Raw genomic sequence first — 15,218 nt, forward strand, 5'->3', positions numbered from 1 at the left:
CTCGGGGTACGTGCCTTCGGGGTAGCCGCCCTCGGGGTAGCCGTTGCCGGCGTACGGGGCCTCGGGGTACGTGCCGTCGGTGTACGTGCCATCGGCGTAGGCGCCGGGCTGGTCGGCGTACGGGGGCCGGCCACCGAGGGTGTCCTCGGGGGCGCCGTGGGTGTGCAGGCCTTCGGGGGTGGCGATGCCTCGGCCTTCGGAGGCGTCGTGGAGCGCTTCGGTGCCGGTGTCGTGCGCGTGGCCGTGGTCCCCGTAGGACGCGGCGTCGGCTGCGGTGTCGCCGTACGGCTGCTCCTGGTACGCCGCCTCGGGGTGCGGCGGCTCCTCGCCGTAGCCCTGCTCGGCATAGCCCTGATCGGCGTACTGCTCGCCGGTGTACTGCTCCGCCGTGTACGCGCCGGGGTCGGCGGGGCCCGCCTGGTGCGGGATACGGGCGGTCGGCTCCTGCTGGTCCGGCCCCTGTCCCGGTGCCTGGTCCGGGTCCTGGCCGTGGCCCTGGTCGTGCGGCTGGGCGTGTTCCGCGTCGTGCGCCTCGGCCGCGGCCCGCGCCGCCTCGGCACGGCCGCGGGCGACCTCCTGCACGGCGTCCAGGACGCCCCGATAGCCGGAGCAGCGGCAGAGGTTGCCGCACAGCGCCTGGCGGGCCTGCAGCTCGGTGGGGGCGTGGTTGCCCTCCAGCAGGTCGTGCACGGTCATCGCCATGCCCGGGATGCAGAAGCCGCACTGCACGGCGCCGGAAGCGGCCAGTGCGCGCTGCACGTCGGACGGCGTGCCGTCCTTGGCCAGCCCCTCGACCGTGCGGACCTCGCTGCCCGCGGTGGTCGCGGCGGGCACCAGGCAGGACGCCACGAGGCGGCCGTCGACCTGTACGGAGCAGGCGCCGCACTCGCCCTGGGAACAGCCGTCCTTGGCGCCCGCGAGGCCGAGCCGCTCGCGCAGCACGTAGAGCAGGGACTCGCCGATCCAGGCGTCCGTGACCGGACGGTCGATGCCGTTCACGGCCAGCACGTAGGAGGCGCGGGGGTGCTCCAGGTCGGCGTGCGGGGCCGGATCCACGGGAGGCGCGACGGCCGCCGCCTCCTCGGGGGCGGCGGAGTGCGCCTCTTCGGGAGCGGCGGGCGCCTCCTCCGGGGCGGCGACCGCTCCTTCGGGGGCGGGGGCCGGCACCGCGGAGTCGGCAGGGGCCGCGGAGTCGGCAAGCGCCGCGGAGTCGGCAGACGCCCCGGCGTCGGCAGGCGCGGCGGGGGCCTCCTCGGTGGCCTCGGGGTCGGCGGCGGTCTCGGCAGGCGCCTCGGCCTGCGGACCGGCATCGGTCTCGGGAGCCGTTCCGGCTGCGGCGGGCTCCGCCGGGGCGCCTGCCTCGGCGGGCTCCGCCGACGCGTCGGCCTCGGCAGCGTCCGGCGCCTGGTCCGTCGAGGAGGCGGCCGTCCCGCTCTCGGCCGCATCGGGAGTGGCCACCTCGGAGGCAGCCACCTCGGCCTCGGCGATCGGCTCCTCAGGAGCAGCCTCCGAGCCCTCAGAAGCACCCTCCGAGCTCTCGGGAGCAGCCTCCGAAGGGGCCTCGGCAGGGGCGCCCTCGGACGCTGCGACGGGCTCTTCCTCGGGGGGCGTCTCGACGCTCGCCTCGGGGGCCGTCCCGGCGGCCGGCACCTCGTCGACCGGAGCCGCCACACCGTCCGGCGTCGTCTCCGGGTCCGCGGCCACCGCCGGGTGCTCCGCCGGAGCGGGGCTCTCCGGCGCGGTCTCCACCGGGGCCGTCAGGGGCTCCGCCGGGGCCGGCACGGGCTCGGCCCCCGCGTCCGTACGCGCGTCAGCCGCCTCCGTACGGCCGTCCTCCGTGGGCGCGGCCCCGTCCTCCGCAGGCACCGTGCCGGACCCCGCCGGCGCGGACTCGGACTCCGCCGGCGCGGACTCGGACTCCGCCGGCGCGGTCTCGGTCTCGGCGGGGGCCGACTCGGCCAGCGGTTTCGGAGTGGTGCGGCGGCCCGAGACGAGGGCGTCGGCGAGGGCGATGCCGTCCGCGATGCCGCCACCACCGGGCGTGCCGAACAGGCTCTGGTACGAAGGGGGTTGGGTGCTCTGCCCAGGGTTGGGCCACTGCTCGCCCTGCACCGGGGGGACGCCGTGCGGCGCGGGCGCGTGGCCCGTGAAGCCCTGCGCGGCGTGCGCGTCACCGGGGAGCGGCCACTGCACGGCGGCGCCGGGCGCCCCCGGTGCGTCGCTCGCCCCGTAGGCGCCCTGCTGCACGGCGTTCTGCGCCGCGGGGTGCGGCCCCACGTGGTACGGCCCGACGTGCTGCGGCGCCGCGGGCTGCGGCAGTCCCGCCCCACCCGCGTGCCCCGTCCCGGTTCCGTCGCCGTCCTGCGCCCGGCCGTCGGCTGCGGCGCCCGGTCCGGCGGCTGCGTCCGGTGCGGGCGCCGTCTCGTCCGTCGGGACGCCGATGCCCGAGAAGTCCCAGTGTCCGGTGGGCTGCGGGGTGCCGGGCATGGTCCGGTGGGCCGGGTCGGTGTCCTGGACCGGGTAGCCGCCGTGCGGGCCCCGGCGGTCGTCGCCGACCAGGTACTCGCCGGACTCCTCCAGCGCCTCGTCGCCGGCCGCGGGGACCGCCCACTGGCCGGCGCCCGCGCCGAACGTCCCGTCCGCGCCGTGGCCCGCGCCGCCGTCAGGAGCACCGCCCGCGCCGGGCTGCCCCGGCACGCCGGCCGCGCCCGCGACCGGCCACTCCACCGTGTCCGGCCCATCGGCGTCCTGGCCGCCGTCGCCACGCTCGGAGGCGCCGTGCTCGCCGTCGCCGGACACGCCGCCATGGGCTCCGCCGCCGTACGACAGGGCTGCCGGGGCGTCCGCCGCCGGGTCCACGAAGGGCATGGTCCACTGGCCGGTCGCCGCGGGGTCCGTGCTCGCGCCGCCCGCCGGGGACGCGTACGGCGAGGCCGCCGCACCGTCGTGCGCCGCGTCCGCGGTGCCCGTGGTGGCGTCGCCACCCGCCGCCGCGCCCGGGAAGTGGTCCGGGGGGATGTAGCCGTGTCCGGGGGCCGCGAGCGGGTCGGCGCCGTAGCCGTAACCAGGCGCGGCGTTCGCCTCGCCCTCGTGGCCCGCGCCCGGTACGCCGTACCCGCCGTGTGCCTCGCCGGCGCCCGTGCCCTGAGGGCCCGCCGCGCCCTGCGTCCCGTAGATGGCCGCGCCGTACGCACCGGGGGCGTAGCCGCCCGCACCGTGCGCGCCCGCGCCGTACGCCCCGTTCAGCCCGTACGCCTCCAGGTCGTCGGGCAGCTGGACGAAGGCCGTGGCCTCCTGGTCGTACTCGCCCTGCGGCAGCGGCTCCCAGCCGTGTCCGTGCTGGGGCTGCCGCGGGGTGTCCCCGTCACTCATGCGCCGGCCTCGCTTCGCTCGGCTCGCTCGGCGGGCACGCATGCGCCATGCGCGCGCCTCTGGTCGGATCGCTGCCGGTTCACGTCGGTTCGCTGCCCGTAGTCGGTTCGCTCGCTGCGCTCACTCACGAGAGCGCCCTCCCAAGTGCTCGGCGCGCCAGTGCTGCCACCGTACGGCGCAGGTGCAGGGCGGCGGGTGGCAGGGTGGCCGCCTCGGTACCGTCCTCCGGCGGCGCGGGGTCCGGGATGCATGCGGCGGCCACGTAGTCACCGAAGGCGGTCAGCGCTTCGGGGGCCAGGCCGCGGTCGTTGTCCCAGTCGATGAGGGAGGCCACCCACTGCTCGGCCTCCAGCGGGCGCAGCGGCATCATCGCGACCGCCCCGACCGCGCATCGCACGCCCCGGCGTGCGGGATCGAGGACCAGCGCGACGGATGCGGCCGCGCGCCCCGGCCCGGTCCGCCCGGTGGCCTTCAGGAAGGTCTGCGGCGCGTGCAGCAGCGGTACGCGCACGAAACCGACGATCTCGCCCGGGCGCAGCATCTCCATGCCGGCGAGCAGGTGGCTGACCGGGACCTCGCGGCGGGCGCCGCCCGGGCCCGCGATGATCACGGTGGCTTCGAGGGCGGCGAGGACCGGCAAGGTGTCGCCGGTCGGCGCGGCCGTGACGATGTTGCCGCCGAGCGTCCCGGCGTTGCGGATCTGCGGCGGTCCCGCGGCGCGGGCGGCCGCGGCCAGGCCGGGGATCAGCGCGGCGAAGTCGGGGCGCCCCATGCGGGCGAGGGTGAGGCCGGCGCCGAGCAGCGCGTGGCCGTCCTGGTACTGCCAGCCGCGGATCTCGCTGATCCGGTTCAGGCCGACCAGCGCCGCCGGGCGCAGCAGCCCGGAGTTGACGGCGGCCATCAGATCGGTGCCACCGGCCACAGGCACGGCGGCGGGCATGGCGGCCAGCGCCGCCACGGCCTCGTCGAGCGAGGCCGGCAGCGTCACGGAATGCGACGCCTGCGGTGCGTGCGTGGTCAACCCAGCTGCCCCTTCCCCGGTGTCCCGGCTGTGCTGTTCCGCCTCGCCGTACGGTACGTGCTCACGGCCCGGACGTGGCAACTCTGGCACATCTTCGCAGGCCCGCGACGCGAGGGTCCATGAAGGCAGGATCCGTCACCGACCGACGCGAAGTTCCTGGTTCGCCCCGTCCCGTCCTGGACCTCCGAAGAGAGCGTATTGCCACCTTTCTCAAGCACCGTGCGTTACGGCACGTACCGCACGCACCGCGCCCTTGACGCCACTTGACGTCGTACACCTTCCCGTACGGGCGTTCCGTGCGGATGTTCGGCGTACCGGCCGGCACACCGGACCGGGCCGCCCGCTCCCGCAGCGTGGATACACGGTGCCAGGGGCCCGGCCGTACCGCGTCCGCCTTTCGGGGTGGCTCACACGTTTGGGGGCGATCCGTCGATCGGACGTCCGAGCGGGCGCCGGCGCCGCCCCGCGCGCCTGTCGCGGTCGTGACAGGCCGTCATCCGCCTGCCCGGGCGGGCACTTGACCGCGGCGCGGGCGCCGCCCGGAAAACCCGGCGGGAAGCCCTGGTGACACCCCGGAGAACGCCCGGGAAAACCGCCGCCCTTCCGGACGGCCGCAACTCCCGGCGGCGCGCGGCGGATTGTCCGGCGGCGGGTGGCGCACGGCGGCAGCCGCCCGACACGCCACCGGCGGCCCACAATCAGCCGCCCCGCGGCGCGGCAGGGCTATCCATGAGGCGAGATGTCCGTCTCACCCAACTTTCATCCGACGTAAGGAAACCGCTCATGCGACAGAACCCGCCGGTGCGCAAGAGACGCCGCCGCGCCGCCCTGCTCGCCGTCGCCGCCCTCGGTCTGCTGCCCCTCACGGCGGCCACGGCCGCCACGGTCCCGGCCGCCGCCGCGCCGTCGCAGGCGGGGCCCCACGAGGCGAGCATCGTCATCCACGCGGGCGAGGGCACGGGAGGCGAAGTGATCGGCCGGGCGACCCTGCACTGCTTCCCCACCGGTGGCACCCACCCCCGTCCGGAATCGGCCTGCCGCGCGCTGGCCGGGGTGAACGGCGACTTCGAGCGACTCCGGGCGCTGCCCCGGCCCTGCCCGAAGATCCACCGGCCCGTGACGGTCGCCGCGAAGAGCATCTGGCAGGGCAACGCCACGTTCGTCGTCCGCGGCTACCCCAACCTGTGCGTCGCCGGGGCGGACAGCGCCGGGGTCTTCGACCTCTCCCGGCGCGCCGGCGACTGAGCCGGCACCGGCGGACAGCACGACGCCCGGCCCGCTCTCCTCGGGGGGAGCGGGCCGGGCGTCACCGTACGGGGAGGGCGGGCCGGGGCTTACTTCTTGCCGCCGTCCTTGCCGCCCTTGTCCTTGTCGCCACCGGCGCCCATGGACTCGTAGATCTCCTTGCACATGGGGCAGACCGGGTACTTCTTCGGGTCACGGCCCGGGACCCAGACCTTGCCGCAGAGCGCGACGACGGGCGTGCCGTCCATGGCGCTCGCCATGATCTTGTCCTTCTGGACGTAGTGGGCGAAGCGCTCGTGGTCACCGTCGCCGTTCGACACCTGCGGTGTCGGCTCCACGAGGGTGCCCGTACCTGCCCCGCGCTCGGGCTCAAGAGTGCTCATAACTGCCAAGGGTACTCACGCGCACGCCGTACCGGGCGCCGCGGCCCGTACGAAGTTGAACGACCCGGCGGCCCGCCCGCTCGCCGGTCGGGCGGCGGGCCGGTCCGGCGGTGACCCGGCGGCGGTCCGGCTAGTTCAGCGAGGGGTCGTCCGGATACGTCGCCACCATCGCCAGCTCGTTGCGCTGACGGCGGAGCACGGCGCGCCAGAGCTGTTCGGGGGCGGGCGAGGAGACGTCGCCCGGCTCGGACTCGACGACGTACCAGGCGCCCTCCGCCAGCTCCTCCTCCAGCTGGCCCGGGCCCCAGCCCGCGTAGCCGGCGAAGATGCGCAGGGAGCCGAGCTCGGCGGAGAGCAGTTCGGGCGGGGCCTCCAGGTCGACCAGGCCGATCGCGCCGTGGACGCGGCGCCAGCCGAGGGGGCCGTCACCGCCGGTGTCGGCGCCGTCGCCCGTGGGACCCTCGGCGTGCTCGCCCGCCTCGCCCGGGACCACCGCGACGCCGAGCGCGGAGTCCAGCGAGACCGGGCCGCCCTGGAAGACCACGCCCGGTTCGCCGGCCAGCTCGGCCCAGGGCTGGAGGATGTCGGCCACGCCGACGGGGGTGGGACGGTTCAGCACGACGCCGAGCGAGCCCTCCTCGTCGTGGTCGAGGAGCAGCACGACGGCCCGGTCGAAGTTCGGGTCGGCGAGCGCCGGGGTCGCGACGAGCAGTCGGCCGGTGAGCGAGGACACCTCGGTCATGGCGACATGATCCCGCACTTCGGGCCGGTGCGGGGAGCCATTGGGCGCACCCGTATGCCCGCACTCCGGAGCGGACGGGACGTACGGCGACCGACCCGGCGCATCCGGGCCCACTCGCACATCACGGTCCGTTCCGGCAGATAAACCGTACGTGTTGTGACAGAGCTATTACATGAACTGGGGCCGCTCGGCCCTACGGACTACCCCCGCACCGCCCTTACCATTTCAGCTTGCCCCCTGTCCGTCTCCAGGAACGCGAGATCCATGACCGACGACGTTTTGCTTGTCCACGGCGGCACCCCGCTGGAGGGCGAGATCAAGGTCCGCGGCGCGAAGAACCTCGTGCCCAAGGCCATGGTCGCCGCGCTGCTCGGCAGTGAGCCGAGCCGGCTGCGCAACGTGCCCGACATCCGTGACGTGCGCGTCGTGCGCGGCCTGCTGCAGCTGCACGGCGTGACCGTACGACCGGGCGACGAGTCCGGGGAGCTGATCCTCGACCCGTCGCACGTGGAGAGCGCCAACGTCGCCGACATCGACGCGCACGCCGGGTCCTCCCGGATCCCGATCCTCTTCTGCGGCCCGCTGCTGCACCGCCTCGGCCACGCCTTCATCCCGGGCCTGGGCGGCTGCGACATCGGCGGCCGGCCGGTCGACTTCCACTTCGACGTGCTGCGCCAGTTCGGTGCGGTCATCGAGAAGCGCGCGGACGGCCAGTACCTGGAGGCGCCGCAGCGGCTGCGCGGTACGAAGATCCGGCTGCCGTACCCGTCCGTCGGCTCGACCGAGCAGGTGCTGCTGACCGCCGTCCTGGCGGAGGGCGTCACCGAGCTGTCGAACGCCGCGGTGGAGCCGGAGATCGAGGACCTGATCTGCGTCCTGCAGAAAATGGGCGCGATCATTTCGATGGACACGGACCGCACGATCCGGATCACCGGCGTCGACAAGCTCGGCGGGTACAACCACCGGGCGCTGCCGGACCGCCTGGAGGCCGCCTCCTGGGCGTCCGCGGCGCTGGCCACCGAAGGCCAGGTCTACGTGCGCGGCGCCTCGCAGCGCGAAATGATGACCTTCCTGAACACCTACCGGAAGGTCGGCGGCGCCTTCGAGGTCGACGACGAGGGCATCCGCTTCTGGCACCCGGGCGGCTCGCTGAACGCCATCGCCCTGGAGACCGACGTGCACCCCGGCTTCCAGACCGACTGGCAGCAGCCCCTCGTGGTCGCGCTGACGCAGGCCTCGGGCCTGTCGATCGTCCACGAGACGGTGTACGAGTCCCGGCTCGGCTTCACCTCCGCGCTGAACCAGATGGGCGCGCACATCCAGCTCTACCGCGAGTGCCTGGGCGGCTCGGCCTGCCGCTTCGGCCAGCGCAACTTCCTGCACTCCGCGGTCGTCAGCGGCCCGACCAAGCTCCAGGGCGCCGACCTGGTCATCCCCGACCTGCGCGGCGGCTTCTCGTACCTGATCGCGGCGCTGGCGGCGCAGGGCACGTCCCGCGTCCACGGCATCGACCTGATCAACCGCGGCTACGAGAACTTCATGGACAAGCTGGTGAGCCTCGGCGCCAACGTCGAGCTCCCGAACGGACCCAAGCAGGGTTAGGCGCGGATCGGGGCCCACGTCCGTGTGGGCGGGGCCTGAGGCCCGTACCGCTGGAGGGCGGCCACCAAGACCCGGTGGCCGCCCTTCGGCGTTCTCGTGCCCGTCCAGGCCGGCTCACGGCGGCGTACGCCGGGTACGGCCGGGCATGCGAAAGGCAGCCATCCGGCTCGGGATGGCTGCCTCTCCTGTGATGTCCCGTCCGTGCCCCGTCGTCCCGGAGGCACGGTGCCGGATCACTTGCCCTTGGCGGCTTCCTTGAGCTTGGAGCCCGCGGAGACCTTCACGCTGTAGCCGGCCGGGATCTGGATCGGGTCGCCGGTCTGCGGGTTGCGCGCGGTGCGAGCGGCACGGTGGGTGCGCTCGAAGGTGAGGAAGCCGGGGATGGTGACCTTCTCGTCGCCCTTCGCGACGACCTCACCGACGGTCTCGGCGAGCGCGGCCAGAACGGCGTCGGCGTCCTTGCGGGTCACCTCGGCACGGTCGGCCAGAGCGGCCACCAGCTCACTGCGGTTCATGTATTACTCCCGTGTTCTTCTTGCCAATGGGCGTGCCACGCGGCGGAGCCGCATATCAAGCACAGCGAAGCCGATGCTGCCAGGGCCCTCGGACAGTCCCCGGACCCGGGTCTGCCGTTCAGACCCGCGCGCCCGGTAACGCATCCTGCCCCCACCTGCGGCGGTAAAGCCAATCCGGCGCCCTGGAGGGTCACACGAAGAGCGCCATCGCCCCGGGAGGGTGACGCACCGGTGACGCTCCGCACCATGCCCCGGGGCCCCGCCCATGGGGCAGCGGCCAGTCATGCGCTGTCCGCCACCCTATGGGGGGCCTGAGGGCCGCGTGTCGTGCGACGCGCCGTGTCAGGCGGTCGTGCCGGCCGTCACAGCGGCCCCGGCGGCCTGTGCGGCGTCCCGGACGGCGCCGGCGACGGCCCCGGCGACCTTGTCGTTGAAGACGCTGGGGATGATGTAGTTCGCGTTGAGCTCGTCCTCCAGCACGACGTCGGCGAGCGCGCGGGCCGCGGCCAGCATCATGTCCTCGTTGACCGTACGCGACTGCGCGTCCAGCAGACCGCGGAAGACGCCCGGGAAGACCAGCACGTTGTTGATCTGGTTCGGGAAGTCCGAGCGGCCGGTGGCCACGACGGCGGCGGTCTGCCGGGCCTCGCCCGGGTCGACCTCCGGGTCGGGGTTGGCGAGTGCGAACACGATCGCGCCCTCGGCCATCCGCGCCACGTCCGCGCCGTCCAGGACGTTGGGCGCCGAGACGCCGATGAACACGTCGGCGCCGACCACGGCCTGCTTGAGGGTGCCGGTGACGCCCTCGGGGTTGGTGTTGTCCGCGATCCAGCGCAGCGCCGAGTCGGGGTCGGCGGAGACCAGGTCCTCGCGGCCCGCGTGCACCACGCCGTGGATGTCGGCGACGACCGCGTGCTTGACGCCGGCGGCCAGCAGCAGCTTGAGGATGGCCGTACCGGCGGCGCCCGCGCCGGACATGACGACGCGGACGTCCTCGATGCGCTTGCCGACCACGCGCAGCGCGTTGGTCAGGGCCGCGAGCACGACGATCGCGGTGCCGTGCTGGTCGTCGTGGAAGACCGGGATGTCCAGGGCCTCGCGCAGCCGCGCCTCGATCTCGAAGCAGCGGGGCGCGGAGATGTCCTCCAGGTTGATGCCCGCGAAGCCGGGGGCGATGGCCTTGACGATCTCCACGATGGCGTCGGAGTCCTGGGTGTCCAGGCAGATCGGCCAGGCGTCGATGCCGGCGAAGCGCTTGAAGAGGGCCGCCTTGCCCTCCATGACGGGCAGCGCGGCCTTGGGGCCGATGTTGCCCAGGCCGAGCACGGCGGAGCCGTCGGTGACCACCGCGACGCTGTTGCGCTTGATGGTCAGGCGGCGGGCGTCCTCGGGGTTGTCGGCGATGGCCTGGCAGACGCGGGCGACGCCGGGCGTGTAGACCATCGACAGGTCGTCACGGTTGCGGATGGGGTGCTTCGACGACATCTCGATCTTGCCGCCGAGGTGCATCAGGAACGTACGGTCGGAGACCTTGCCCAGCGACACGCCCTCGATCTCGCGCAGCTTCTGGACGATCTCGTCCGCGTGCGCGGTGGACGTCGCGGCGATGGTGACGTCGATCCGGAGTTTCTCGTGGCCGGAAGCGGTCACGTCCAGGCCGGTGACCGACCCGCCGGAGGACTCCACGGCCGTGGTGAGCTGGCTGACGGCGGTGCCGCTCGCGGGAACTTCCAGTCGCACCGTCATCGAATACGAGACGCTAGGCGCCGTTGCCATGGCCGACTTCCTCTGCTTTCGCTTATTTCCCTATGCGCTGCCCCAGGAGCTCGGATGTCCTGCGCATCGTCCGATCGTCCCACCTACCAGCCAGTACACGGTAACCAGCCACAAGTTTCGGAAAGACTCTTCCACCATACGAGAGCTAGTCAGCTCGGCGGAACCCCCCACTCCTTCGCGCGAAAAACGGCCTTAATGGGGAGGAATTCTGCCGTACCGCACTTAGGATCTGGCCCGCAGCACCCCAAAAACACGCAAGGACGGGCGATATGGCTCAGGGCACCGTGAAGTGGTTCAACTCCGAGAAGGGTTACGGATTCATCGCACAGGAGGACGGCGGACCCGACGTCTTCGTCCACTACAGCTCGATCAGCGGCGACGGCTTCCGGAATCTGGAGGACACCCAGCGGGTGGAATTCGAGATCGCCCAGGGCCGCAAGGGCCCGCAAGCGGAACAGGTCCGTGTCATCGGCTGACCTTTCGGCCCTGCCGGTGACACGGACCTGTCCGTGGCGTTGGAGAAGTTGAGGTGGCACCGACCCGCCATGCTCGCCTCGCGGCAAGTGGTCGCTCGAAGCGACTATGGTTGGGCCCGGGGGCTTGGATCGGGCCGGTGCCACCTACAGGCTAACACTGCGGCCGTCTCGGGCAATTCCCCCGAACCACCGATCTCCGCAAGCGGATCCCGTAGCGCGGGGCGCGGCAGCACGGCCCCGGTTCCTCAGTCGCGCAGCAGGTCCGGCACCCCGTCCGCGTCCGGCTCGTCACGGGCCCCGGAGACCACCGTCAGGCGCTGCGTCGCCCGGGTCAGCGCCACGTACAGCACCCGCAATCCGGCCGGCGACTCGTCCGCGATCTCGGCGGGCGAGACCACCAGCGTCGCGTCGTACTCCAGCCCCTTGGCCTCCAACGAGCCCAGCGCCACCACGCGGTCGCCCAGGCCGGCGAGCCAGCCGCGGGCCTCCTCGCGGCGCTCCATGGCCACGACCACGCCGACCGTGCCGTCCACCTCGTCCAGCAGCCGGCGCGCCTCCTCCCGTACGGCGTCGCCCGGCCGGCCCCCGGCGACGGCGAACCGCGGCCGCAGGCCCGTGGAGCGCACCGCCTCCGGCGCGACCATGCCGGGCATGGCCAGCGCCAGGACACGCGCCGCCAGTTCGGCGACCTCCGCGGGGTTGCGATAGTTCACGGTGAGGGTGAAGCGGCGGCGCGGGCGGGTGCCCAGCGCCTCGTCGCGCGCCTCGCCGGCCTCGTCCGGGTCCGACCACGAGGACTGCGCCGGGTCGCCCACCACGGTCCACGTGGCGTGCCGGCCGCGGCGGCCGACCATTCGCCACTGCATGGGCGTGAGGTCCTGCGCCTCGTCGACGATGACGTGCGCGTAGTCCGTGCGCTCCTCCGCGAGCCGCTCCCGGCGGCTGCGCCCGGAGGAGTTGCGATCCGCAAACGTGGTCAGCTCCTCCAGGCCGGTGAGCTGGTCCAGCGGGTCGGCCTCGCGCGGCCGGGCGGGGCGAGCCGGGGCGCCCAGGATCAGTTGCAGTTCGTCCAGGAGCGCCACGTCGTGGACGGAGAGCGGGCCCTGGCCCTGTGCGTCCAGGCGGCCGCCCAGCGAGCGGGCCAGCTTGCGTACCTCGCGGTGCTGGAGCACCCGGCGCGACCAGCGGCCCAGCAGCTTCTCGTCGGCCATGGCGGCCAGTACCCGGCGCGGCGTCAGCTCCGGCCACCAGGCGTCCAGGAAGTCGGCGAAGTCCTGCTCGGTGGTGATGTCCTCGTCGAATCCGGAGCGCGCCTCGGCGGCCAGCTCCGGGTCGCTGTAGCGGCGGTCCCCGCCGGTCTTCGCCCACAGCGCGTCCAGGATGAGCCGGCGGGCGCGCGGGCGGAGCAGGTTGACCGGCGCGGTGCCGCCGAGCACGGCCGTACGGATGCGGCGCAGTTCGGCGGCGTCCAGTTCGAGGCGGGACCCGAAGGCGACCACGCGGAGGCGGTCGGTGCGTACGGCCGGGGCCGCCTCGTCCTCGTCCGGGTCGCCGAAGGCCAGCTGGCCTTCCGGCCCGGCCGCCGGGGTGGTGTCGGCGGCGAGCTCCAGGGCGCCCCGGGCCGCCTTGCGCAGCACCTTCACCATCCGCGAGGAGCCCTTGATACGGGCCACCTCGGGCGGGTCGTACGCGGTGGCCTCCGCGCCCTCCACCAGCGAGCCGAGCGCACGGATGGCGACCTGGCCCTCCTCGCCGAGCGAGGGCAGCACGCCCTCGGTGTAGGCGACCAGCAGCGGGGTGGGCGAGACGATGAGGATGCCGCCCGCGTAGCGGCGCCGGTCCTGGTAGAGCAGGTAGGCGGCGCGGTGCAGGGCGACCGCGGTCTTGCCCGTGCCGGGGCCGCCCTCGACCTCGGTGACGGAGGCGGCGGGCGCCCGGATCACCATGTCCTGCTCGGCCTGGATGGAGGCGACGATGTCGCGCATGGAGTGGCTGCGGGCCCGGCCGAGCGCCGCCATCAGCGCGCCGTCGCCGACCGCCGGCAGTTCCTCGCCGTCCAGGGTGGCGGTGACCTCCGGGCGCATCAGGTCATCCTCGACGCCGAGCACCTTGCGGCCCTTGGAGCGGATGACGCGGCGGCGCACGACGCGGCCCGGGGAGACCGGCGTGGCGCGGTAGAAGGGCGCGGCGGCCGGGGCCCGCCAGTCGATGACCAGCGGGCTGTAGTCGGCGTCCAGGACGCCCAGCCGTCCGATGTGCAGCGTCTCGGCGATCGCCGCACGGTTGTCCTCGGTGATCGCGCCGTCGGCGGGGTCGACGGAGGTGTACGCGCCGTCCGGGCCCCGCTTGCCGTCCTTGCCCAGGAGCAGGTCGATGCGGCCGAAGAGGAAGTCCTCGTACTCGGAGTTGAGGCGGTGCAGATGGACGCCGGCCTGGAAGACCTGCGCGTCGCGCTCGGCGAGCGCGCCGGGCGTGCCGACCTGGCCGCGCTTGGCGGCGTCGTCCATCAGGAACTGTGCCTCGTGGATCTTCTCCTCCAGGCGCCGGTAGACCCGGTCCAGGTGCGTCTGCTCGCCCGCGATCTCGCGGTCGCGGACGGAGTCGCTGTCGGGTACGGAATCCGGCGCGTGCGTGGAGTCATCCGGCGCGTGCGTGGCGTTCTGCGCGGCCACCCAGGCCCCCTTCTGCTGTGCGTAGGGCAGCCGTCAACCGTACGCGAAGCAGGTCGCGGGCGCACCTGCGAGGCAGCGCGGGTGTCCGGTCAGACGTCGACGGCGGCCAGCCGCCTGCCGGTGAGGGTGCGGATTTCGAAGCGGTCGATGGCGGCACGGCTCATGGCGGCGCCGCCGTTCGTGTAGAGCGGCTGCCGGCTCCACTTCGTGGTGCCGCCCTTGATGCCGTACCCGCCGTACGGCACCGCCCAGGTGGTGACGGTCTGCTCCGCGCCGTCCTTGCCGATCGCGATGAGCGAGCAGGTCAACGGGCCCTTGACGTTGCCGAGGCGGAGCGCGACGGAGGTCCCCCAGGGGCGGTCGGCCATGGCCACGCCCGCGGCGACCTTGGTGACCGGGTCGACCGCGGTGTGCTTGTCCCGGCCGCTGTCGTACATCTGCTCGGCCGGGCCGACGGCCCGCGTCGGTTGCTGCGGGGCATCGCCGGTCACGGCCAGGGTGGCGAGCGGCCCGCCGACGATCAGCGCGACGGCCGCGGCCACGAGGGCGAGCCGGCGCCGGCGCCCGCGCCGCCGGACCGCGGCGACCTCGGACAGCAGGCCGCTCAGGACGCGCCGTGAGGGCGTCGGGACGAGCGTGGCCTCGGACGGCGGGGTGCCCGTGCCGTCGTCGGCGAGACCGGCCAGCAGCGGGCCCAGGCCGAGCAGCCCGTCCAGCTCGGCGGCGCAGCGGTCGCAGCCGGCCAGGTGTTCCTCGAAGCGGGCGGCGTGGGCGGCGTCCAGCACGCCGAGCGCGTAGGCGCCGACGTCGGTGTGGTCCGCCGGCTCGGCGGACGGGTGGGGCCGGTTCACGCCGTGACTCCTCGTTCTTCCAGGGAGAGCTTCAGGGAGCGCAGCGCGTAGAACACCCGCGACCGCACGGTCCCGGGCGGCACCCGCAGCACCTCCGCGGCCTCGTTGACCGTACGTCCCTTGAAGTACGTCTCGATCAGGGCCTCCCGGTGCGCCGGGCTCAGGTCGGCCAGCGCTTCGGAGATCGTCATCAGGCGCAGCGCGCGGTCGATCTCGTCGGCGGCGGGCAGCGACTCCAGGGGCGCCGCGTCCACCTCCTGGGGGCGGGCCTGGCGGCTGCGGTGCCCGTCGATGACGATGCGGCGGGCCACGGTCACCAACCAGGGGCGTACCGACCCGGTCGCGCGCTGCAGCTGGTCGGCGTTGCGCCAGGCGCGCAGCAGGGTCTCCTGGACCACGTCCTCGGCGCGGTGGCGGTCGCCGGCCACCAGTCGCAGGACGAAGGCGAGGAGCGGTCCCGCGTGCTCCTCGTACAAGGCCCGCATGAGTTCTTCGTCGGGCGTCGTCCGGTCGGCCACGACGGCATCCTCGCGCAACGCCACTCCCCGGTCGATAGGACGGAC

11 protein-coding genes and 1 pseudogene are annotated in these 15,218 nt (G+C 74.0%); 3 read left to right on the forward strand and 9 right to left on the reverse strand.

What is annotated here, in order from left to right:
• Nucleotides 1–399 precede the first annotated feature (399 nt).
• A pseudogene (locus IF20_RS40925) lies at nucleotides 400–1,263 on the reverse strand ((2Fe-2S)-binding protein); the annotation flags it as partial.
• Between the two features lie 2,233 nt (nucleotides 1,264–3,496).
• Complete coding sequence (locus IF20_RS22815; RefSeq protein WP_052867103.1) at nucleotides 3,497–4,393, reverse strand: FAD binding domain-containing protein; 897 nt, start codon at nucleotides 4,391–4,393, stop codon at nucleotides 3,497–3,499.
• Between the two features lie 783 nt (nucleotides 4,394–5,176).
• Here IF20_RS22815 and IF20_RS22820 point away from each other — a divergent pair.
• Nucleotides 5,177–5,638: an SSI family serine proteinase inhibitor gene (locus tag IF20_RS22820; protein WP_052867104.1), complete on the forward strand. Its 462-nt coding sequence runs from the start codon at nucleotides 5,177–5,179 to the stop codon at nucleotides 5,636–5,638.
• Between the two features lie 89 nt (nucleotides 5,639–5,727).
• Here IF20_RS22820 and IF20_RS22825 read toward each other — a convergent pair whose 3' ends face one another.
• Nucleotides 5,728–6,021: a DUF3039 domain-containing protein gene (locus IF20_RS22825; RefSeq protein WP_052867105.1), complete on the reverse strand. Its 294-nt coding sequence runs from the start codon at nucleotides 6,019–6,021 to the stop codon at nucleotides 5,728–5,730.
• Nucleotides 6,022–6,151: 130 nt separating this feature from the next.
• Entirely contained in the window at nucleotides 6,152–6,763 is a 612-nt protein-coding gene (locus IF20_RS22830) for a YqgE/AlgH family protein (protein WP_052867106.1), read from the reverse strand.
• Between the two features lie 264 nt (nucleotides 6,764–7,027).
• Between IF20_RS22830 and murA the strand changes: the two genes are divergently transcribed.
• Nucleotides 7,028–8,365, forward strand: a complete 1,338-nt coding sequence (murA, locus tag IF20_RS22835) for a UDP-N-acetylglucosamine 1-carboxyvinyltransferase (RefSeq protein ID WP_052867107.1) — start codon at nucleotides 7,028–7,030, stop codon at nucleotides 8,363–8,365.
• Nucleotides 8,366–8,598: 233 nt separating this feature from the next.
• On the opposite strand, the gene IF20_RS22840 is transcribed toward murA, so the two are convergent.
• Together IF20_RS22840 and IF20_RS22845 are read right to left on the reverse strand one after the other, a co-directional pair.
• Nucleotides 8,599–8,880: an HU family DNA-binding protein gene (locus IF20_RS22840; RefSeq protein WP_004571953.1), complete on the reverse strand. Its 282-nt coding sequence runs from the start codon at nucleotides 8,878–8,880 to the stop codon at nucleotides 8,599–8,601.
• A 342-nt stretch (nucleotides 8,881–9,222) separates the two neighbouring features.
• Nucleotides 9,223–10,656: an NAD-dependent malic enzyme gene (locus IF20_RS22845; protein ID WP_052867108.1), complete on the reverse strand. Its 1,434-nt coding sequence runs from the start codon at nucleotides 10,654–10,656 to the stop codon at nucleotides 9,223–9,225.
• 269 nt (nucleotides 10,657–10,925) lie between these two features.
• Between IF20_RS22845 and IF20_RS22850 the strand changes: the two genes are divergently transcribed.
• Nucleotides 10,926–11,132: a cold-shock protein gene (locus tag IF20_RS22850; RefSeq protein ID WP_030250355.1), complete on the forward strand. Its 207-nt coding sequence runs from the start codon at nucleotides 10,926–10,928 to the stop codon at nucleotides 11,130–11,132.
• A gap of 245 nt (nucleotides 11,133–11,377) precedes the next feature.
• Here the strand turns inward: IF20_RS22850 and IF20_RS22855 are convergent, their stop codons facing one another.
• The 3 genes from IF20_RS22855 to IF20_RS22865 form a co-directional block, all read right to left on the reverse strand.
• Complete coding sequence (locus IF20_RS22855; RefSeq protein WP_110944435.1) at nucleotides 11,378–13,804, reverse strand: HelD family protein; 2,427 nt, start codon at nucleotides 13,802–13,804, stop codon at nucleotides 11,378–11,380.
• Between the two features lie 89 nt (nucleotides 13,805–13,893).
• Nucleotides 13,894–14,655 carry a zf-HC2 domain-containing protein gene (locus IF20_RS22860; RefSeq protein WP_052867109.1) on the reverse strand — a complete coding sequence of 254 codons (762 nt, stop codon included), beginning with the start codon at nucleotides 14,653–14,655 and terminating at the stop codon, nucleotides 13,894–13,896.
• Nucleotides 14,652–15,191, reverse strand: coding sequence for a sigma-70 family RNA polymerase sigma factor (locus IF20_RS22865; RefSeq protein WP_110944436.1), 540 nt, complete (start codon nucleotides 15,189–15,191; stop codon nucleotides 14,652–14,654). Before IF20_RS22865 ends, IF20_RS22860 begins: the two co-directional genes overlap by 4 nt.
• Nucleotides 15,192–15,218: the final 27 nt, after the last annotated feature.

It is taken from the genome of Streptomyces niger (assembly GCF_000718305.1).
Taxonomy (GTDB): domain Bacteria; phylum Actinomycetota; class Actinomycetes; order Streptomycetales; family Streptomycetaceae; genus Streptomyces; species Streptomyces niger.